The 19,432-nt window shown below is 68.5% G+C and carries 12 protein-coding genes; 6 read left to right on the forward strand and 6 right to left on the reverse strand.

Annotated elements, in window-relative coordinates:
- Positions 1–716: 716 nt before the first annotated feature.
- Entirely contained in the window at positions 717–2,000 is a 1,284-nt protein-coding gene (locus tag AB0F43_RS28935) for a glycoside hydrolase family 28 protein (protein WP_360483599.1), read from the reverse strand.
- The gene (locus AB0F43_RS28940; RefSeq protein ID WP_360483602.1) at positions 2,000–3,436 is read right to left on the reverse strand and encodes a glycoside hydrolase family 28 protein; all 1,437 of its coding nucleotides are present in this window, start codon (positions 3,434–3,436) and stop codon (positions 2,000–2,002) included. Before AB0F43_RS28940 ends, AB0F43_RS28935 begins: the two co-directional genes overlap by 1 nt.
- A gap of 160 nt (positions 3,437–3,596) precedes the next feature.
- On the opposite strand from AB0F43_RS28940, the gene AB0F43_RS28945 reads away from it, so the two are divergent.
- From AB0F43_RS28945 to AB0F43_RS28970, 6 genes are all read left to right on the forward strand, one after another.
- The gene (locus AB0F43_RS28945) at positions 3,597–5,000 is read left to right on the forward strand and encodes a glycoside hydrolase family 28 protein (protein ID WP_360483605.1); all 1,404 of its coding nucleotides are present in this window, start codon (positions 3,597–3,599) and stop codon (positions 4,998–5,000) included.
- 33 nt (positions 5,001–5,033) lie between these two features.
- Entirely contained in the window at positions 5,034–6,041 is a 1,008-nt protein-coding gene (locus AB0F43_RS28950) for a LacI family DNA-binding transcriptional regulator (RefSeq protein WP_360483608.1), read from the forward strand.
- A 61-nt stretch (positions 6,042–6,102) separates the two neighbouring features.
- Positions 6,103–8,163 (forward strand): beta-galactosidase, encoded by a 2,061-nt coding sequence (locus tag AB0F43_RS28955; RefSeq protein ID WP_360483611.1) that lies wholly within the window; start codon positions 6,103–6,105, stop codon positions 8,161–8,163.
- A complete protein-coding gene (locus AB0F43_RS28960) occupies positions 8,160–11,057 on the forward strand; it encodes a glycoside hydrolase family 2 TIM barrel-domain containing protein (protein WP_360483614.1) in 2,898 nt (965 codons plus the stop codon). The genes AB0F43_RS28955 and AB0F43_RS28960 overlap by 4 nt, the downstream gene beginning before the upstream one ends.
- A gap of 159 nt (positions 11,058–11,216) precedes the next feature.
- Entirely contained in the window at positions 11,217–11,516 is a 300-nt protein-coding gene (locus AB0F43_RS28965; RefSeq protein WP_360483617.1) for a hypothetical protein, read from the forward strand.
- 2 nt (positions 11,517–11,518) lie between these two features.
- Entirely contained in the window at positions 11,519–12,106 is a 588-nt protein-coding gene (locus tag AB0F43_RS28970) for a hypothetical protein (RefSeq protein WP_360483619.1), read from the forward strand.
- An 85-nt stretch (positions 12,107–12,191) separates the two neighbouring features.
- On the opposite strand, the gene AB0F43_RS28975 is transcribed toward AB0F43_RS28970, so the two are convergent.
- From AB0F43_RS28975 to AB0F43_RS28990, 4 genes are read right to left on the reverse strand one after another with little or no spacing between them, the layout of a single operon-like run.
- Positions 12,192–14,939 (reverse strand): hypothetical protein, encoded by a 2,748-nt coding sequence (locus AB0F43_RS28975; RefSeq protein WP_360483623.1) that lies wholly within the window; start codon positions 14,937–14,939, stop codon positions 12,192–12,194.
- A 42-nt stretch (positions 14,940–14,981) separates the two neighbouring features.
- Positions 14,982–17,411 carry a glycoside hydrolase family 95 protein gene (locus AB0F43_RS28980; RefSeq protein ID WP_360483626.1) on the reverse strand — a complete coding sequence of 810 codons (2,430 nt, stop codon included), beginning with the start codon at positions 17,409–17,411 and terminating at the stop codon, positions 14,982–14,984.
- Positions 17,412–17,422: 11 nt separating this feature from the next.
- Positions 17,423–18,262 carry an amidohydrolase family protein gene (locus tag AB0F43_RS28985; RefSeq protein ID WP_360483629.1) on the reverse strand — a complete coding sequence of 280 codons (840 nt, stop codon included), beginning with the start codon at positions 18,260–18,262 and terminating at the stop codon, positions 17,423–17,425.
- Complete coding sequence (locus AB0F43_RS28990) at positions 18,255–19,370, reverse strand: FCD domain-containing protein (RefSeq protein WP_360483631.1); 1,116 nt, start codon at positions 19,368–19,370, stop codon at positions 18,255–18,257. The genes AB0F43_RS28985 and AB0F43_RS28990 overlap by 8 nt, the downstream gene beginning before the upstream one ends.
- Positions 19,371–19,432 lie beyond the last annotated feature (62 nt).

Genomic DNA, 19,432 nt, shown 5'->3' on the forward strand with positions numbered 1-19,432 from the left:
AGAAGTGAGTGTGGTATCGCGGGCTCCGCTGCGTGATGGTGCTGGTCGGTGCGGTGTGCGTCAAGGGCGCCTTCGGCGTCCGCTTCGCGGATCTTCGACCCTTGACCCACACCGCACCGACCAGGAAGGACGCAGCTATGCGGAGCCCGCGGGAGGTGTGACCCGGGGTAGGTGGATGGTTTTGGGTGATTTGGTTCCGGGCTGCCGGGCGGTTGGTCGGCCGTGTTGGAGGCCGACGGGGCGACTGGTCGGGCCGAGTTGGTGGGCTGGCGGGGCGGGTTGGTCGGGCCGAGTTCGAGGGCCTGGTTGCGGGCGGGCCGGCTCGCGCGGCTGGTTGCTGGGACGGATCGGGGTGTTCGTTGTCCCCGGGCTCGTGTGCCGGGGCTGGCTGCCCAGACGGATCGGAGTGTTCGTGGAGCGCTCCGGCGTCTGGACCGGGGTGGAGTTCATCGAGTCGTCGAAAATGGTTGTGGATGTGGGGGTTTCTCCACCGGAATTGACGACTCGATGATCGATCCGGGCTGGGAGTGGTGAACGGCGGGGGCTTGGACATCGGCTGGGGGCCGTGAACAGGAAATAACCTGTTCAGGGCCCCCGCTTGGTGTTCAAGGCGCCCCCTTGGTGTTCAAGGCGCCCCCACTTGGTGTTCGAGGCCCCCACTTGGTGTTCGAGGAGGCGTCTTCGGGCACGTAGGCCGCCGGAGGCTTGGGGTGGGGTTAGCGGAGTTGGTGGACGTTGGTGATGGGGTGGGTGTTGACGGTGACGTTGTCGAAGGTGAGGGTGGCGTGTTGGATGGTGCTGGGGGCTTCGACGGTGAAGTGGCAGTTGATCAGGCGGAAGTCTTGGATGGGGGAGCGGCGGTAGCCGCGGAGCATGAGGGCGTTGCGGGCGTGGTCGACGGTGGTGTCGCGGAGCTCGACGTTGCGGACGGTTGGGGTGAGCGGGCCGGTGTCGCCTTCGCCGCGGTCGAAGTTGCACTGGACAACTTCCTTCAGCAGGTTGGAGATCTGGAGGTCGCGGAGGTAGATGTTCTCGGCGAAGCCGCCGCGGATCGAGTTGGTCTTGATGTAGAGGCCGAAGTACAGCGACGGGCCGCCGATCGTGCAGTTGCGGACGAAGACGTTGCGTACGCCGCCGGTCATGTCGGAGCCAAGCGTGATCGCGCCGTACTTGACCCGCATCACGCAGTTCTCGATCAGGATGTCCTCCGACGGGACGTTGATCATCAGCCCGTCCGCCTCGCGGCCCGACTTGATCGCGATGCAGTCGTCGCCGGCGTCGAACGTGCAGCCGCGGATCACCACCGACCGGCATGACTCGACGTCCACGCCGTCGTTGTTCGGGCCCTGGGTGTCGATGACGACGTCCTGCACCGTCACGTTCCGGCAGAGTACCGGGTGGATCTCCCAGAACGGCGACCGGACGATGGTCACCCCCTCGATCAGCACGTTCATGCACTCGTACGGCTGGATGAAACTGGACCGAAGATAGTGCCCGTCGCCGTACACGCGCTGATCAAGGGGTACGCCGAAAGCGCTCTGGTCCCGCAGATTCGTGAAGTCCTCGTCGCACTGGTGGAACCAGCCCCACCAGTTGTCCCAGCTCGCCTGCCCGTCAAGCGTCCCCGGCCCGGTGATCGCGATGTCGGTGCAGCCGTACGCGTGGATGAACGGCGAGTAGTTGAGCACCTCCAGACCCTCGTACCGTGTCTGCACGATCGGCAGGTAGTCGGCGGGGTCTGTGCTGAAGCGCAGTGTCCCGACCACGTGCAGGTTGACGTACGACCTCAAGTGGATGGCGCCGGTGAGGAACGTGCCTTCCGGCACCACCACCCGCCCGCCGCCGGCGGAGTGGCAGGCCTCGATCGCCTCCCGGATCGCCTTGGTCGCATCGGTCCGGCCGTCACCGACCGCGCCGTACGCCGTGATCGGGAAGTCGGCGTCCGGGAAGGTCGGCGGGGAAACGTCCGCGAGGATGCGGTCGGCGTACTCCCAGCCCATCAGTTGTCGACCCGGACGCCGTTGATCCAGACCTGGTCGAGGCGGAGGTCATCGACGTACTGGATCGAGTTCGCCTCCTCCATCCCGTCGAACCGGCACGCGTGCAGCCGGATGTCGCGAAGCGGGTTGTCGGCCAGGCCGAGCAGGTTCAGCGCGCGTGGTGCGGCGGCCGCGGTCAGGTGGCTGATGGTGATGCCGTGCACGTCCGGCGGGTAGGCGCCGGTGATCACGTTCGCGTAGTTGAGCACGATCTCGATCACCGCGTCCGCGGCCTGCCCGACGGTCACCCGGCGTACGTCGATATTCGCGATCGTGCCGCCGCGCTGCGGGTTGCTCTTGATCCGAATCGCGCGTTCCAGCCGCGGGCTGCTCATCCGGCAGTCCCGCACGAAGATGTCCATCACCCCACCGGTGGTCTCACTGCCGGCCGTCACGCCGCCGTTCCCGTCGGCCATCTCGCAGTCGCGGACGACGGCGTACCGGGCCGGCACGTTCACCCGGCGGCCGTCCGCGTCCTTGCCGGCCTTGAACGCGATGCAGTCGTCGCCGGTGGAGATCGTGCAGCGCTCGATCAGTACGTCGGTGCAGGACTCCGGGTCGATGCCGTCGTTGTTCGGGCCGTGCGGGCTGTCGACGGTCACGCCGCGGATGGTGACGTTGCGGCACAGCACCGGGTGGATGTTCCACATCGGCGAGTCCTTGACCGTGATGCCGTCGAGCAGGATGTTCTGGCAGCGGTTGAACTGGAGCAGGTTCGGCCGGAGGTGGTGGCCCTCGCCGAACACGCGCTGCTCGACCGGTACGCCGTGCGCGGCCATGTCCAGCAGCAGGGTCTTGTCGGGTCCCTCGTTCGGCGGTGGGCCGCCGGTCCAGTCCCACCAGTGGGTGGCGTCCGCCCGGCCGTCGAGGACACCTGATCCCGTGACGGCGATGTCGCGCTGCCGGTAGGCGTAGACGAAGGGCGAGTAGTTGTAGCACTCCGTGCCTTCGTAGCGCGTCGGCACGACGGGCAGGTACGCCGCTGGATCCTGGCTGAACGCCAGCCTCGATCCGGCGGCGAGGTGCAGGTCCACGCCACTGAGCAGGTGTACGGCGCCCGTCCGGAAGTCGCCCGCTGGTACGACGACATGGCCACCGCCGGCTCGGTGACACGCCTCGATCGCGGCCCGGATCGCGGCCGTACAGTCGGTCGCGTCGTCGCCGACCGCGCCGAACCTGGTGATGTCGAACCAGCGATCGGGGAACCGCGGTGGACTGATCCGACCCAGGATCCGGGCGATCTGAGCATCCGCGGCAGCCTCGTCCGGTGCTGGTGGTGGTGTGGCGGTTGGTCCGTTCGAGGCGGCGGCCGGGGCGGTGCCGCCGCCTAGGACAGCACCGGCTGCGAACGCTCCGCTGGTGCGGAGCAGCGTGCGGCGGCGGAGCTGTTCGGACATCCGTGACCTCCTACGGGTGCAAACGATTGCAACCGATCGTGCCCGGGAGGGCTCATGGTGTCAACGGCTGGACGCCACGAAACCTTGACCGGTCCGAAATCTCTTGGATACTTGCGTGCAAAGGTTTACCCCTTCAGCTCTCTCCGGAAGGTACCCGCCCATGCCTCCCACTCGTCGTCAGCTGCTCGGTCTCGGTCTCGGCGGAGTTGTTGCTGTAGGCACCGGATTTCCAGCCGCCGCGGTCGCTACCGACGACCGGGAGTGGTCGGTGCGGTCCAGGATCCGGCCGCCGCGCTTCCAGGACGCGTGGTTCCCGATCACGGCGTACGGCGCTACGCCGGACAACGCGACCGCTGGCATCGCCCGCGCCATCCGGGCCTGTCACGACTCCGGCGGCGGCCATGTCGTCGTACCGCCCGGTGTCTGGCAGACCGGAGCGATCAACCTGCTCAGCAAGGTCGACCTGCACCTGGAGGAGGGTGCGACGCTCCGGTTCAGCACCGACCCGGCCGACTACCTGCCGGTCGTTCGGACCCGCTGGCAGGCCGTTGAGGTCTACAACTACTCGCCGCTGATCCGCGCCGAGGGCCAGACCGACATCGCGATCACCGGTACGGGGACTCTCGACGGCGCCGGCGACAACGAGCACTGGTGGTACTGGATCGGCAGTGGTCAGCACGGCTGGCGACCCGGCCTGCCGAACCAGCGGGCCGACTGGGGCGAGCTGGAGCGGATGAACAACGAGCAGGTTCCGGTCGACCAGCGGGTCTTCGGTGCCGGCCATTACCTCCGGCCGAGCTTCATCCAGCCGTTCCGGTGCACGAACGTCCTGATCGAGGGCGTGACCGTGCGCAACTCGCCGATGTGGACGATCCATCCGCTGGAGTGCCGCAACGTGACCGTCCAGGGCGTCACGGTCGACAACCTCGGCCCGAACGGCGACGGGTGCAACCCGGAGTCCTGCTCCGACGTACTGATTCGGCACTGCACGTTCAAGACCCACGACGACTGCATCGCGATCAAGTCCGGCAGGGACGCCGACGGCCGCCGGCTCGGGCTGCCTTCTCGCGGCATCATCATCGAGGACTGCACCTTCGTCAGCGGCGGCGCGGCGGTCGCGGTCGGCAGCGAGATGAGCGGCGGCGTGGAAGACGTCTGGGTACGACGCCTGTCCATGCCGGCGGATCCGGCCGCGGACGAGGCCTGGATGCAGTGGGTGCTGTGCGTGAAGTCGACCTCGACCCGGGGCGGGTACGTGCGCAACATCGACGTGCACGACGTCGACTCGCGCGCCTGGATGTATCGTCCCCTCGAGATCACCTTCAGCTACATGGGTGGTGGCAACCAGTCGCTGTTTCCGGAGGTGAGCGATATTCGCTTCGACCGGGTCCGGGTGGCCCGGGCCGAACGGGCGTATCGCATGCTGGGAGCGGAGAGCCGGCGGATTCGTTCCGTCGCTGTCACGAACAGCCGGTTCGACGTGGTCGCGGCGGAAGCTGTCGTACAGTACGCCGATGACGTGACGATCCGGAACGTGTGGATCGGAGGCGACCGGGTGGGGTGACGGCACCCCGCCCGTAGAAGGCAAGAGGTGAGCGTGGCGGAGCGGGTTCGGCTGATCGACGTGGCACGCGAGGCGGGCACGTCGGTGTCGACGGTGTCCCGGGCGCTGAACGGTTCCGACCTGATCTCACCCGAGGTGGTCGCGCATGTGCGGGCGGTCGCCGGTGAGCTGGGGTATCGCGCCGACAAGCGGGCACAGGAGTTCAAGCTGGGTCGCCCCCTGACGGTCGGGGTGACCGTGCCGGACCTGACGAACCCGTTCTTCTCCGAGGTGCTGAAGGGGCTCGCGGCCGCCGCTCGGGCCGGTGGTTACCGGCTGCTGATCGGGGAGAGCGGCGAGGATCCGGAGGAGGAGCTGCGGCTCGTCGAGGAGCTCGTCGACCACTCCGGTGCGCTGGTGCTCTGTAGCTCGCGGCTGAACCGGGCCGGGTTGGAGAAGGCGCTCGCGCTGCCGGTGCCGGTCGTGTGCATCAACCGGACGGTCAAGAACGCCGGTGTGGTCGCGATCGACTATCGCGCCGCGAGCCGGATTCTGCTCGAGCACCTCACCGGTCTGGGCCATCGCCGGGTCCTGTACGTCGGTGGGCCTTCCACGTCCTGGTCGGACGGCGAGCGCCGGCGGACGTTGCGTCGTACGGCGCGATCCCTCGACGTCACCCTGGACGAGATCGAGGGCGGCTGGGCCGGGCACCACGGGTACGACGCCGGCCCGACCGTACTGCGGAGCCGCGCGACCGCCGTGATCACCTTCAACGACCTGGTCGGCGTCGGCCTCCTCAGCTGGCTCCACGACAACGACGTCGACGTCCCCACCGAACTCTCCGTCGCCTCCTACGACGACATCCCCATCGCGGCGTACTCCCGCCCACCGCTGACCTCTCTCCGCAACGAACGCGCGCGGTTGGGGGAGCTGGCCTGGAGCCAACTGACGGCACGCCTGTCAGGTGAGGACTGGCCGCGTCCGGACCTGCTGACCCCGGAGCTGGTAGTCCGCGCCAGCACCGGCCCAGCCCGCCGCCGGGCCCGCATCCGCCCCAGCTAAGCGCTAGAACTCCGTTTGCAAACGATTGCACGACGCAGGTTGCATGAGTTAACTTCTTCTCATGCTGCCGCCACGTGTTGTGTTGGGGACGGCCTACTACCCGGAGTACCTGCCACGTGAGCTGGCTGATCGGGTCCCGACTGATCTGGACCTGATGGTGAAGGCGGGGATCAGCGCCATCCGGGTTGGGGAGTCGGTCTGGTCGACATGGGAGCCGCGGAATGGGGTGTTCGACCTCGAGTGGGTTCGGCCGGTGCTTGATCAGGCCGGTGAGCGTGGCATCGGCGTGGTACTGGGGACCCCGACGTACGCCGTACCCCCGTGGTTGCAGCGCGCTCACCCGGAGATCGCGGCCGAGCGTCGTACCGGTGAGCGAGTGCCGTGGGGTGTGCGGCAGGAGGTGGACTATCACCAGCCGGCGTTCACGTTCCACGCCGAGCGGGTGATCCGGCGGATCGTCCAGCACTATCGTGACCACCCGGCCGTGATCGGCTATCAAGTCGACAATGAACCGGGCTTGTTGCTGCCGCACAACGAGAGCACCTTCCAGGCGTTCGTCGCGCGGTTGCAGGAGCAGTACGGCGACATCGACACGCTAAACGAGGTGTGGGGCCTGACCTACTGGTCACATCGGCTGAGCGACTGGTCCGAGCTCTGGCGGCCGGACGGCAACAGCACTCCGTCGTACGACCTGGCCTGGCGGCGGTTCCAGGCCGAGCGGACGACGGAGTTCATCGGCTGGCAGGCCGACCTGGTCCGCGAATTGCGCAGGCCCGAGCAGTTCGTCACGACGTGTCTGGCGTACGACCGAGCCGCGGTCGCCGACGTACCTCTGTCGTCCCGGCTGGATGTTGCGGCGGGCAACCTTTACGTCCACGTCCAGGACGGGCTGGAGCGGCCGGCCCGACCGCCGCGGTTCGAGCCCGGCTGGATCGGGCGCAGTGTCGCCGAGCTGTACCTCGCGGCGGACCGCGTCCACGGATCGCGCGGTGAACCGTTCCTGATCACCGAGACGAACGCGACCTCGATCGGCGGCTCGCAGCTCAACCATCCGCCGTACGACGGCCAGCTCCGGCAACTCGCCTGGGCGATGGTGTCCCGCGGTGCGCGGATGGTGCAGTACTGGCACTGGCACTCGATCCACCACGGCGCGGAGACGTTCTGGGGCGGGATCCTCGGCCACAGCCTGCAGCCCGGATGGGTGTACGACGAGATCGCGGCGATCGGTGCGGAGTTGGCGCAGGCCGGGGCGACGGTGGCCGAGTTGCGGCCGGACGTCGACGTGGCGATCGTGTGGTCGACGGAGAGCGATTGGGCGTTGCAGTTCCAGCCGCCGCTCGCGCATCCGGGTGGTGCACCGGACAAGTCGTCGTACCGGACGATCGTCACCGTGTTCTACACCGGCGTGATCGACGCCGGGTTGCGTCCGGGCGTGCTGCCGGTCGAGCGGCTCGACGATCCGGTCGGCCTGGCTGAGCGTGTACCTGTGTTAGCTGTTCCCGCCTTGTACGTCGCGTCCGATGAGCAGCTGGACCTGTTGGTGGACTATGCGCGGGCCGGTGGTCATCTGGTCGTGGGGCCACGGACGGCGTACGCGGATCTCGAGGCGCGAGCACGTGCGGAGGTGGCGCCTGGACGGCTGCGTGAGGCGGCCGGCGTTCACTACTTGGAGTACGAGAACCTGCTGGACCCGCAGCCGGTGGTGGGCCTGGACGGGCGTGCGACGCGGTGGGCCGAGAGGTTGATCGTTGATCACGCCGAAGTGGTCGCGTCGTTCGAGCATCCGGGTGGTGGCCGCCGGCCGATCGTCACCACCAAGGAGTTCGGCTCCGGGCGGGTGACGCTGGTTGGCACAGTGCCGGATGCCGCGCTGGCTCGATCGATCTTCAGTCGGGCCGCGACCACCTTGTGGCCAGAGTTGCCCGCGTCGGTGACCGCGATGTCTGCGGTGAACCCCGCCGGGGAGCGGTTGTGGTTTGTGCACAACTGGTCTGGAGCGAGGGTCACGGTCCGGGCGCCGATGACGCTGACGGACGTGCTGCGGGACGTGGTCGTTGCGGCTGGCACGGAGCTCGAGCTGGATAGCCGGGATGTGCGCGTGCTGAGGGAGGAGCGGACATGAGGGCGTACTACGAGGACCTGTCGCCGGGGACCGGGATGCGCACGCCGCGGGCATGGTTGCGGTCGTCGAATCCCAGGCTCAGCCTCAACGGGCGCTGGCAGTTCAGGTTCTCCACCGATCCGGCCGAGCCGCTGAGGCTCGACGATGACGGCTGGGACGAGTTGGAGGTGCCGGGGCACTGGGTGCTGCAGGGGTACGACCGGCCGCGGTACACGAACACCGCGTTCCCGTTCCCGATCGAGCCGCCGCGGACGCCGGACGTCAACCCGACCGGCGATCACCGGCGATGGTTCGACCTGCCGGACGACTGGCCGCGGGACGGCGCCGTACTGCGTTTCGAAGGGGTCGACTCGTGCTTCAAGGTGTGGGTGAACGGGGCCGAGGTGGGTACGGCGAAGGGGAGCCGGCTGCCGAGTGAGTTCGACGTCGGTGAGTACTTGCGGCCCGGGCGGAACTTACTCGCGGTCAGAGTGCATCAATGGTCGTCGGGGAGTTACCTCGAAGACCAGGACATGTGGTGGTTGCCGGGCATCTTCCGCGACGTCACCCTGCTGGCCCGGCCGGTGGTCGAGGACGCGTTCGTGCACGCGGATTATGACCACGTCACCGGGAGCGGGACCTTGCGGGTGGACGTCGATCCGCCGTACGCCCGCATCGTCGTTCCGGAGCTGGGCCTGGATTGCGCGCCGGGCGAGACCGTGGACCTCCCCGGGGTCGAGCCGTGGTCGGCCGAGGTCCCGCGCTTGTACGACGCTCAGGTCGTGGCCGGCCGGGAGACGGCCGAGCTGCGGATCGGGTTCCGGACGGTCGCGATGGTCGACGGGCTGCTGACCGTGAACGGGCGACCGCTGTTCTTCCGCGGCGTGAATCGGCACGAGCACGATCCCCAGCGTGGCCGCGCGATCACCGTCGAGACCATGCGGCAGGACCTGGTGCTGATGAAACAGCACAACATCAACGCGGTCCGGACCGCGCACTATCCGCCGCACCCGGCGTTCCTCGACCTGTGCGACGAGCTCGGGCTGTGGGTGATCGACGAGTGCGACATCGAGACGCACGGGTTCATCTACACCGACTGGCGCGGCAACCCGGCCGACGATCCGGACTGGGCGCCGATGATGCTGGACCGGATGCGCCGGATGGTCGAACGCGACAAGAACCATCCGAGTGTGGTCATCTGGTCCCTGGCGAACGAAAGCCATCACGGCCGCAACTTCGGCACCCTGGCCGAGTGGACGCGGGAACGCGATCCCGGCCGCGCACTGTTTTACGAGCGGGACCGGAGCTACCAGCACTCCGACGTCTACAGCCTGATGTACACGCCGCTGGACGAGCTGGAACGGATCGGGACCCGCACCGAGGACGTGGTCGTCGACGAGCCCGCGCTGGAGGAGCGCCGGCGGGGGTTGCCGTTCATCCTCGCCGAGTACGCCCATGCCATGGGCAACGGTCCGGGTGGGCTGGCGGACTACCAGCGGGTGCTGGAACGGTACCCGCGGCTGCAGGGCGGATTCGTCTGGGAGTGGATCGATCACGGCCTGCTGTTGCCGGGAGCAACCGACTATGTGTACGGCGGCGACTTCGGCGAACGCGTGCATGGGTCGAACTTCTGCATCGACGGCTTGCTCTTCCCCGACCGTACGCCGTCGCCGGGGCTGATCGAGTACAAGAAGGTGATCGAGCCGGTCCGAATCACGCTTGCCGGCGACTTCACCATCCACAACCTGCAGGCCTTCGGCGCGCTGGACCATCTGGAGTTCTGGTGGGTGGAAGAGGTAGACGGCGTTGAGGTGGCCTCCGGGAGATTGGAGGTGCCCGAGATCGCGCCAGGGGCGTCGGTCGAGGTCGCGATGCCAGCAGGGCTGGCAATCGAGCGTGCTGGTCGCGAACGGTGGTTGACGGTTCGAGCGGTGCTGGCGAAGGATCAGGCCTGGGCTGCCGCGGGGCACGAGGTGGCATGGACGCAGTTCCAGTTGCCGAGCGTGCCGGCGGGAGATCGGCCAGGTGCGAGTGGTCGGGTGGCGGTGCGGCGTGACGACCTGCTTGTGCTTGGCGGCGGGGAGTTCGACGGTCGAACGGGGCAGCTGGCTCGGTTGTTCGGCGTTCCGGTTGAGGGGCCGTGGCTGGATCTTTGGCGCGCGCCTACGGACAACGACAACGGGCAGGGTGGGAACAACGCCGTGGTGACCGAGTGGCGGGCCGCGGGGCTCGATCGGCTTGAGCATCAGGTTGACGAGGTCGTGGTCGGGGAGGAGTTGACTGTTCGAGGACGCGTTGCGCCCGATGGGCTCGGACTCGGCGTGCGGGTGACGTATCGGTGGCGGGCCGTGGGGGACGGGTTGCGGCTGACTGTGGACGTGGTGCCGGAAGGGGAGTGGGACGGGACGGCGATCACACCGCGGTGTGGGAGCTGGCCGCGCCTCGGCGTGCGAATGGCGTTGCCCAAGACCATGCAGGACGTGCGTTGGTTCGGTGGTGGACCTGGCGAGGCGTACACCGACAGTCGGGAGGCCGCTCGCGTCGGACAGTACGCCTGCACGGTGGACGAGTTGCAGACGCCGTACGTCGTACCGCAGGAGAACGGGTCGCGGATCGACGTCCGGTGGGCAGAGCTGACGGATGCCGACGGCAACGGGTTGCGGGTCGAAGGAGCGCCGCACTTCCAGCTGACCGCTCGTCGGTGGACGACGCAGGATCTGGAGCGCGCTCGTCATCGCGGCGACCTGAAGCCCCGCGACCGCGTCTACATCAACCTGGACCTGGCCCAGCACGGCTTGGGCAGCGCCTCCTGCGGCCCGCAGGCAACACCTGGGCACACGCTGGAAGTCACCCAGCGCACCTTCACGCTGACGTTCGGGGAAGTCGGTGGTCGACATACCCCTCCGTCGGCGTGAGTGGCGACGGAAGACGGTGACCGGCAGTCTGCACCCGCCGGTTGTCGACTGCCCCGCATTCTCGTCGCTGAGCAGGCTGGCCCTCGGCGTTCGTGGCATAGTTGAAAATGAGGACGGGGAATGATGGGCCTGGGACGGCGAGCCGGCGTGGAAGGGCCTGTGGCGCGGAGGGCCGCGTTGCTGGCCGAGCTTCGGCGCGTCGTCTTCGAGGGGCCGGCTCGGTCCGATCCCGCCGTCCGGACGGCTGCTGGGAGTGGTGGTCCGCTGGCCGAGCCCATGCGGTCGTACGCCGCCAAAGTCCGGGACGATTCCTATCGGGTGACGGACGCGGATGTCGCGGAGCTTCGAGCGGCCGGCTGCAGCGAGGACGAGATCTTCGAGCTCACCGTCGCGGCCGCGCTCGGCGCTGCCTGCTACCGTCTGGACGCCGGGCTGCGGGTGCTCCGCGAGGAGGCCTGACGATGCGGTTGGCGATCCTGGAGAGCGGGCACAGATGGCGGGCTCGCTTGTTCATGCGGTCGGTCCGGCGACTGAGCGGCCAACGGCTGGACCCGGTCGCGCAGACGGCGCTCTACCGTCCCCGGTTCTTCGGCGCACCGATGTTTGCCTTCGGCAGCGACGTACTGCGCGGACCGTCGTACTGGACGGCTGCCGAGCGTGAGTATCTGGCAGTCTTCACGTCGCGGCTGAACGAGTGCCCGTTCTGCGTGCGAATCCACACGGAGACGACCCGGGTCGAGTCGGCCGGGCGGCTGGACGTCGACGACATCGGGTCGGTTCGGCCGCAACTGGCGGCGGTGCTGCCCTTGCTGGAGAAGACGACCCGCGATCCTGCCGGCATCCGTCGATCCGACGTCGATGCCGTCCGCGCCGCAGGCGTACCCGACGAAGCCATTGCCGACGCGCTGTACGTGAACCTGATCTTCAACGTCATGAACCGCCTGGCGAACGCCCTCGACTTCGAGTGGGACTCCGACGAGCACGTCCGCCTCGGCGCCCAGGTCATCCACCGCATCAACTACAAACTCCCCCGCCTCCTCATGAGGTAGTCGTCGGGGTTTGTGGTGGAACATCCGCGCGTTTCGTCTTGGCCGGTATGGTCGGAGGGTGGCCGACCACACCGGCGCGCGCCTGTCAGCGTGGGGTGACGAAGGTGATGTAGCTGGAGTTGCCCTTGCCGGCGATGCCTGCGTTCGGGCCGAGGGCCAACTCCCCGGCCGGCACGTCACGCTTGAAGAGGATCAGCCGTTGGTCAGTCGTGCCCACGGTTTCGCCCGTCCTTGTGAACGACCTGAGCCAGGTGGGCCACCAGTCGTTCTCGCCTCGGGGGTCGTAGGCGACGTAGACGGTGGCGGGGGCGGTGAGGTTGAGGGTGAGGTAGTCGGGTGGGGTGGTCGCCTTGGAGTCGTCGTTGGAGCCTGGGACCATCGCCTGGCCGGTCAGGTGGGCGGGCAGGTCGGTGATCTTGTAGCTGCGGTCGACATAGATCTCCGCACCGGGCTGCGCCTTCACGAGGTTGGACAGCTTGTCCGGCCTCCGCACGGTGACCAGCTCGCTCAGCATCGGCGGCTCACTGCGCGGTACGCCGAGCATGCGCGTGCCAACCGTCTTGACTGCCGACGCGTGCTCTCCGGTTAGCGTGACGTGCTTGAACGACGACAACGGCACAGCCACCCGCTCGACGACGTACGAAGCATGCGGCAGAACCGGGACGGTCACGACCTCCGCCGACGTGGCTTCGACGACAGTCCGGCCACGAGCGTCGATCACGCGCACCTCCTGCCCCGGCCACGGGTTGCGGACGCGGAGCGACTCCCGACTGCCGGCCTGGATCCCGACCAGACTCGGTACGCCGTCACGGACCTCAGTGCTGATCCGGTGACCACCTTCGATCTCCACCGACCCGGCTACGTCCCACTCCTTGGGCCAGGCCGGCGCGACCTGCACGACCCCGTCGTACGACTGGACCAGTGCCTCCTGCAGACCGGTCGTCAGCACACCGCCCCACTCGTTGTAGAAGCTCTGCTGGCGGACGGGTTCGCGGCCGGTCCGGTGCACGGTGAAGCCGTTCGGGAAGATCTGGAAGTCCTGGATCCCCTTCAGCATCAGCCGCTTCACCTCATCAGCCAGCCCGAGGCGTGCGGCCCAGGTGGTGTCCATGCCCCAGTCCTTGTCCTGCGGGTAGACCCGTTGCCGGTACGTCGCCTGCATCAGCTCGGAGGTCTCGTCGAACAGCCCCCACGGCCAGAGCACCTCCATCTCCGGGTTCTGTGTGTTGTGCGCTTCCTCGTCGGTGCCGGACCATGCCAGCACCTCCTCAGCGCCGCGCTGCACGGTCCGGAACGGCGGCAGCTTCCCAACGGCAGCCCGCAGTTGCCCGGCGAACTCGGCATCACCACGCGACTGGGCCAGGTCCGCGACGATCGGGAAGATCACCCGCATCGCGGCCAAGTCCGGCGCCGGGTCGTTGGTGTCCCACTGGACCTCGAGCGCGTTGACGTGCTCCAGGTGCAGGTACCCGTCCGCACCCGGGGTGAGCGCGGCCAGGTGGAACTCCGCGATCTCCTTCATCAACGGGTACGCACGATCCAGCAGGGCACGGTCGCCGGTGTATCGGTACTGCCACCAGATGTTGTTCACCAACTCCGGTCCACTGCTCAGGATGCGCTTCACCCAGCCCGGTTCGGACATGTTGTCGCAGCCGTCGCCGGTTCCGTCGTACCGCAGGAACTCCGGCACGCATGTCCCTTTCGCGCCGATCCAGTGGTCGTGGGTCCACTTCTTCATCAGCGCGGCGCGGTCGAGGTAGAAGCGGAAGTACGGCGCGTTGAACTCGCCGATACCCGCACCCAGGTTGGACGACACCAGCATTCGCAGGTTGAAGTGCCAGTACGAGTCCTGCGCCCAGTCGGCCTGGTCCTTGGCCGACGAGAACATCCGGACGACGGCTCCGTGCGTACTGGGCACCGACGACCGCATCGACGCGGCCATCGTGTAGAGCTGGAGGGTCCGCAGGTTCTCGACATACTCACCGGTGCCGTCGGATGAGGTGATCCGCATCGGCGCGGTCTTGGCCCAGAACGCGTGCCACCACTCCAGATGCTTGCTGGGCGACTCGACGATCGCCCGACGCGCGGCGGTGGCGACATCGCCACCTTTGTACGACGGTACGCCGACGACCAGCCGGAACGAGCCGTCGGAGTTGGGGCGGAAGGTGATCCGGACGGTCAGCGGGTCGACGACAGACGCCGAGACGTCCCGGGCCCGAGCGGTCAACGCGGCGACCGCGCCGGTGAGGCTACCCGCGGCGGCGTCGCGGAAGGTCTCGGCCAGTGCGGCGACAGCACCCGTCGCGGTGGCGGTCGGCGTGCGGCCCTCCCACAGCTTGAGGTCCGCGGTCTGCGTCTTGCCGGGATCGGCGCCGGTGACTTCCAGGACGAACTGGTCGGCGTCGGCGCGCACGTATGAGCGGGCCGACATACCGCCACCTCGCTGCACGAGCTGGCCGTCGTACATCGCGAGCCGGCCGGTGTAGTCGGCCGCACGCATCAGCGGATCGAGCCCGGGTACGACGAGGCGCCCGGCGGACTTGAGTTCAGGAAAGGTGTCGACGCGGTTGAGCTGGGCGCTGAAACCCTTCTCGGCCCAGACCGCGGCACCGAGTACGCCGTTGCCGAGTGGCATCGCCTGGTACGCGCGCCACGCTGGACCTTCCTGGACCAGGTCCGAGCGCGAGACGAGCCCGGCCGGGTCGGTCCGGAGAGCGCCGTCACGCCAGGCGGTGGTCGGCTGGTCGGCGGCCTGGCCGGCAGCAGCGATAGGGATCGAACTGGTGCCGACCGCAAGCAGTGTGGCGAGCAGAGGCAGGGTCAGGCGAAGCATGAGTGAACCTTTCGGGGCGGAGAAGGTTGCTAACGGCAAGCGTCATGCGCGGGGCTCGATGAAGTAATCGGTGCCGGCCCGGGTGCGGAACTCGACGACACCCTCTTCGGGGCGGGCTAAGGCGACCGGGCCGGCGGTGGACTTCACGTCGACGTGTACGCCGGTGCGGAGCTTGAGGCGGTTGCCCAGCAAGGAGTGGATACGGGCTCGGGTCAGCTTGCCGTCGGCCCAGGTGAGGTTGAGGTCGAAGCCGCCGCGGGCACGGAGGCCGCGGATGCTGCCGGTGGCGAAGGCGGCTGGGAGGCACGGGAGGAGGGCGACCTCGCCGGAGTGGCTTTGCATCAGCATTTCGGTGATGCCGGAGACGCCGCCGAAGTTTCCGTCGATCTGGAACGGCGGGTGCAGGTCGAAGAGGTTCGGCGCGGTGCGGCCAGGGGCCAGCAGCTGGGTCAGGTGCTTGTAGGCGTTGGCCGGTTCCAGCAACCTGGCCCGCATGTTCAGCTTCCAGGCGAGCGACCAGCCGGCCGTGACCGCCGGGCCGCGCAGTTCCAGCGACTTGCGGGCCGCGTCGGCGAGTTCCGGCGTACGGCGCGGGGTGATCTGGTCGCTCGGGAACAGGGCCCACAGATGCGAGACGTGGCGGCTGGTCTCCATTGCCGCCTCCTCCCAGTCGATCAGCCACTCCTGGATCTGCCCGAGGTACCCGATCTGGATCGGCGCCAGCCGGGATTTCGCCTCGGCCACCCGAGCAGCCATCGCGGCGTCCGTGCCCAGCAATGAGGCCGCCTGGCCGAACACCTTGAACAGGTCGTGCAGGATCTCGCTGTCCATCGTCGGACCCGCGCAGATGCTGACGCCCTCGTTGTCGTAGTCGTGATGCTTCAGCTCCGGCGAGTGCGACGGGCTGGTCACCAGATAGCCCGTCTTCGCATCGGTCTGCAACTGGTCGAGGAAGAACTCCACCGACCCACGCAGCACCGGGTAGTACTTCCGCAGCAGCGCCAGATCGCCGGTGTACTCGTACCGCTCCCAGAACAGCAGCGACAACCAGGCACCGCCGGTCGGCCAGACACCGTAGAACGCGAAGTCCACCGGAGCGGTACCCCGCCACCCGTCGGTGTTGTGATGCGCGACCCACCCGGGAGCGTCGTACATCGTCGCGGCCGTCCGCGCGCCGGACTCGGCCAGCTCGGCGATCATCTGGAACAGCGGGTCCCAGCACTCCGCGAGGTTGGCTGGGCCCGCGGGCCAGTAGTTCATCTCGCAGTTGATGTTCAGCGTGAACTTCGACTGCCACTCCGGCAGCATCTTGTAACTCCAGATGCCCTGCAGGTTGGCCGGCTGCCCCGGACTGCGCGAGCTGGAGATGAGCAGATAGCGACCGAACTGGTAGTACAGCGCGGCCAGCTGCGGATCGCCGCCGTTCCGGAACGCGATCACGCGCTGGTCGGTCGGCAGCGCGATCGCGTCCGACGTCCCGAGGTCGATGTCGAGCCGCCCGAACAGCCGCCGGTAGTCCTCCACGTGCGTCCTGCGCAGCAGACCGTACGCCGGACGCACCGAGGGCAACGGCGCCGTCGCCTTCGCCACCTGGTCGTCGCTGACGTCGAGGTAGTTCCGGTAGCTCGTCCCGACCGACAGCACCAGCGTGACCGCGTCCGCGCCGGCGACCGTGAGCTTGCCGTCGGCAACCTTCGTCGTCCCGCCCTCGGCGAAAGCCCGGATCAGCGCGCAGAACTTCACCGATCCCTTCAGGCCCTCGGCGTCCCCGCTGATCCCGTTCAGCGCCAGCGTCCGGTCGTCGAACCGATCGACCGTCGCCGCCTGCGGTGTCGTGAAGCTCGCGTCGAACGACACCGCACCGTCGTGGTCAGCGGCCAGCCGCATCACCAGCACCTGCGCCGGATGGCTGACGAACACCTCACGCGTGTAACGCACTCCGTCGGCGACGTAGCTCACCGAGGTGATCGCCGTGGTCAGATCGAGCTCGCGCCGGTACGACGTCACGCCGGCCTCGGTGATGCCTGGGAACGTGAGCCTCAGGTCGCCGACCGGTTGGTACTGCATCTGTTCGGTCGGACGGCCCATGAAGTGTTCGTCGGCGAGGTTCTGCGCGGCGAGGTACTCCTCCTCGGCGATCAGCCGGCGGATCTCCGGTAGCGCCTCCTTGCCGGCCGGGTCGTCGTACTGGTGTGGACCGCCGGCCCAGATCGAGTCCTCGTTGAGCTGGAGCTGCTCGGTCGCGATACCGCCGTACACCATCGCCCCCAGCCGACCGTTGCCGACGGCAAGCGCCTGCAGCCATTCGGTGGCGGGGCGGGTGTACCAGAGCTTCAGCGGGTTCGTGTCGCTCCCGGGCGATTCGGGTTCGGCGGCGGCGGTGAGAGGGTCGGTCAGGGCGCCGGCGACGACAGCGGTGCCGGCCGCGGCGCCGGCGGTGCGCAGGACCTGGCGTCGGGTGTACTCGGTCATGGGCGGTCTCCCTAGAGGCGGTAGGTGCGCTCGGCGGTGCCGCGGAACACGTCGTTGTGCGCGGCCGCCGGAAGCAGTTCAGTGGTACGGCGAATGACCTCGGCGCGCGTGCTGAAGAGCGTGCACACGGGCCAGTCGGAGCCGAACATCAACCGGTCGCTCCCGAAGAGGTCGAGGGCGACGCCGATGAGTTCGGCGAGGGTGTCGGAGGGGAGGTGGGCGGTGCCGGAGAGCTTGACGCTGACGTTCGGGCAGTCGGCGAGAGCTTTCATCCCGGTGTGCCAGTCGGCATCGGCGCTGACCGGGTTGCCCAGGTGGTCGAGCACGAGGCGGGCGTCGGGTACGGCGGTTGCCAGCCGTGCGGCGCCGGTGAGGGCGGGTGGTCGGAGGAGCAGGTCGATGGCGAGGCCGGCGTCGGCGGCGGCCTGCACGCCGCGAAGGAACGCGGGATCGGTGAGCGCGTCCGGATCGGCCTGGTCCACGGGCGGGCAGCGAATCCCGGCCAGCTTCGACCCAGTGCCGCCGCTCACGTCCGAAGAAGTGGCCACCCGTGTCCCCACTTCTTCGGACGTGAGGTCGAACCAGCCGACGACGCCGAGGACGGAGGGTGTGGTCGCGGCGAGGTCGAGCAGGTCGGTGACTTCGAGGGGGTCGGCGTCGGCCTGGACGATGATGGTGTCCGGGAGCCGGCCACCGGAAGCTTCGGCGAGGTCGGGGAGGGCGAAGTCGCGGCGCAACGGGTGGCCGGTGGGGAGCCAAGGAAGCCTGCGGCGCGGGGTGTCCCAGAGGTGGACGTGGGAGTCGAGGGGGATGTCGGGCGGGGGTGGGCGGTTGTCGGGTGCATCAGGCATGGCGGCCCGCGGGTCTGGTGATGGAGGACTCGCCACGGGCGTGGGCCGAGAACAGGCGGGCCGCGTCTTCGGGGTCGGTGCCGGCCAGCACCTCGACCAGGTCGATGTGCCGACGCGCCATCAGCCCCCAGTCACCGGCGTACATCGCGTTCGAGACGACCTGCAGGTTCCACAGCGCCGGCTCGAGCGTGCGCCAGACCTTCAGCAGCATCGAGTTGCCGCTGGTGGCGAGCACCTGCCGGTGGAACCGCAGGTCGGCCTCACGGAAGGCGCCGATGTCGTGGTGGTCGGCCGCTTCGGTCATCCGCTGCACCTCGATCCGCAGCAGGTCCAGCTCCTCCGGCGGCACGTGACCGGTGGCGCGCCGGGCCGCCGCGCTCTCGAGGAGCACGCGCACCTCACGCGCTTCCCGGGCCTCGACCTGTGAGATCTCGGTGACGAAGTTGCCCAGCCGCGGCCGGTACGTCACCAGTCCTTCGTGCGCGAGTCGTCGTACCGCTTCCCGGGCGGGGGTCTGGCTGGTGCCGAGGACGCGGGCGATCTCGGACTCGACCACACGCATCCCGGGTGCGAGCTCGCCGGACAGGATCCAGCCGCGGATCGCCTCGTAGACCCGGTCCGAGAGCAGCTCGTTGTCCGTCGACGGCGGCGGTGCGGGTTGCATCGAGCGCAACGCCAGTCCGCCGCCGGTGCGATGCCGGTGGATCTCCTCGCGGCGACGGCGCGCGACGGTCGACTGCGACACTCCGTGAGCGGCCGCGATCTCGCGCGTCGACAGCGGGTGTCCGGAATCGGCCATCGATCCGGAGCCGATCGCACCGAGCCGAACCCGGTCGACCATCCGCGGCCGGCCGCTGCGCATCCCGTCGTCGAGACCGGCCATCCCCATCCGCAGGAATCGCCGCCGCCACTTGCCGACCGTTCCCGGGGTGACCGCGAGCAGGTCGGCGACGTCCTTGTTCGACCGGCCTTCGGCGCAGGCGAGCACGATCCGGCTGCGCAGGCGCATCGCCGGGCTGGTTCCGTTCGCGGCGGCGAGGTCGGTGAGCGCGGCGCGCTCGGCCGCCGACAAGGTCAGCGGCGACTTGGGACGTCCGGCATCGGGCATGGCTGCATGGTGACCCGGGCCACAACGATCTGCCAACCCTTTATGGCGCGGACTTCTGACTC

Origin of the sequence: Kribbella sp. NPDC023972, assembly GCF_040639075.1 — a bacterium.
Lineage (GTDB): Bacteria > Actinomycetota > Actinomycetes > Propionibacteriales > Kribbellaceae > Kribbella.

Bases quoted from the DNA above. Each gene is read 5' to 3' on its own strand.
- AB0F43_RS28935 (WP_360483599.1), bottom strand. From the start codon at position 2,000: ATGGGCTGGGAGTACGCCGACCGCATCCTCGCGGACGTTTCCCCGCCG.
- AB0F43_RS28940 (WP_360483602.1), bottom strand. From the start codon at position 3,436: ATGTCCGAACAGCTCCGCCGCCGCACGCTGCTCCGCACCAGCGGAGCG.
- AB0F43_RS28945 (WP_360483605.1), top strand. From the start codon at position 3,597: ATGCCTCCCACTCGTCGTCAGCTGCTCGGTCTCGGTCTCGGCGGAGTT.
- AB0F43_RS28955 (WP_360483611.1), top strand. From the start codon at position 6,103: ATGCTGCCGCCACGTGTTGTGTTGGGGACGGCCTACTACCCGGAGTAC.
- AB0F43_RS28960 (WP_360483614.1), top strand. From the start codon at position 8,160: ATGAGGGCGTACTACGAGGACCTGTCGCCGGGGACCGGGATGCGCACG.
- AB0F43_RS28970 (WP_360483619.1), top strand. From the start codon at position 11,519: ATGCGGTTGGCGATCCTGGAGAGCGGGCACAGATGGCGGGCTCGCTTG.
- AB0F43_RS28975 (WP_360483623.1), bottom strand. From the start codon at position 14,939: ATGCTTCGCCTGACCCTGCCTCTGCTCGCCACACTGCTTGCGGTCGGC.
- AB0F43_RS28980 (WP_360483626.1), bottom strand. From the start codon at position 17,411: ATGACCGAGTACACCCGACGCCAGGTCCTGCGCACCGCCGGCGCCGCG.
- AB0F43_RS28985 (WP_360483629.1), bottom strand. From the start codon at position 18,262: ATGCCTGATGCACCCGACAACCGCCCACCCCCGCCCGACATCCCCCTC.
- AB0F43_RS28990 (WP_360483631.1), bottom strand. From the start codon at position 19,370: ATGCCCGATGCCGGACGTCCCAAGTCGCCGCTGACCTTGTCGGCGGCC.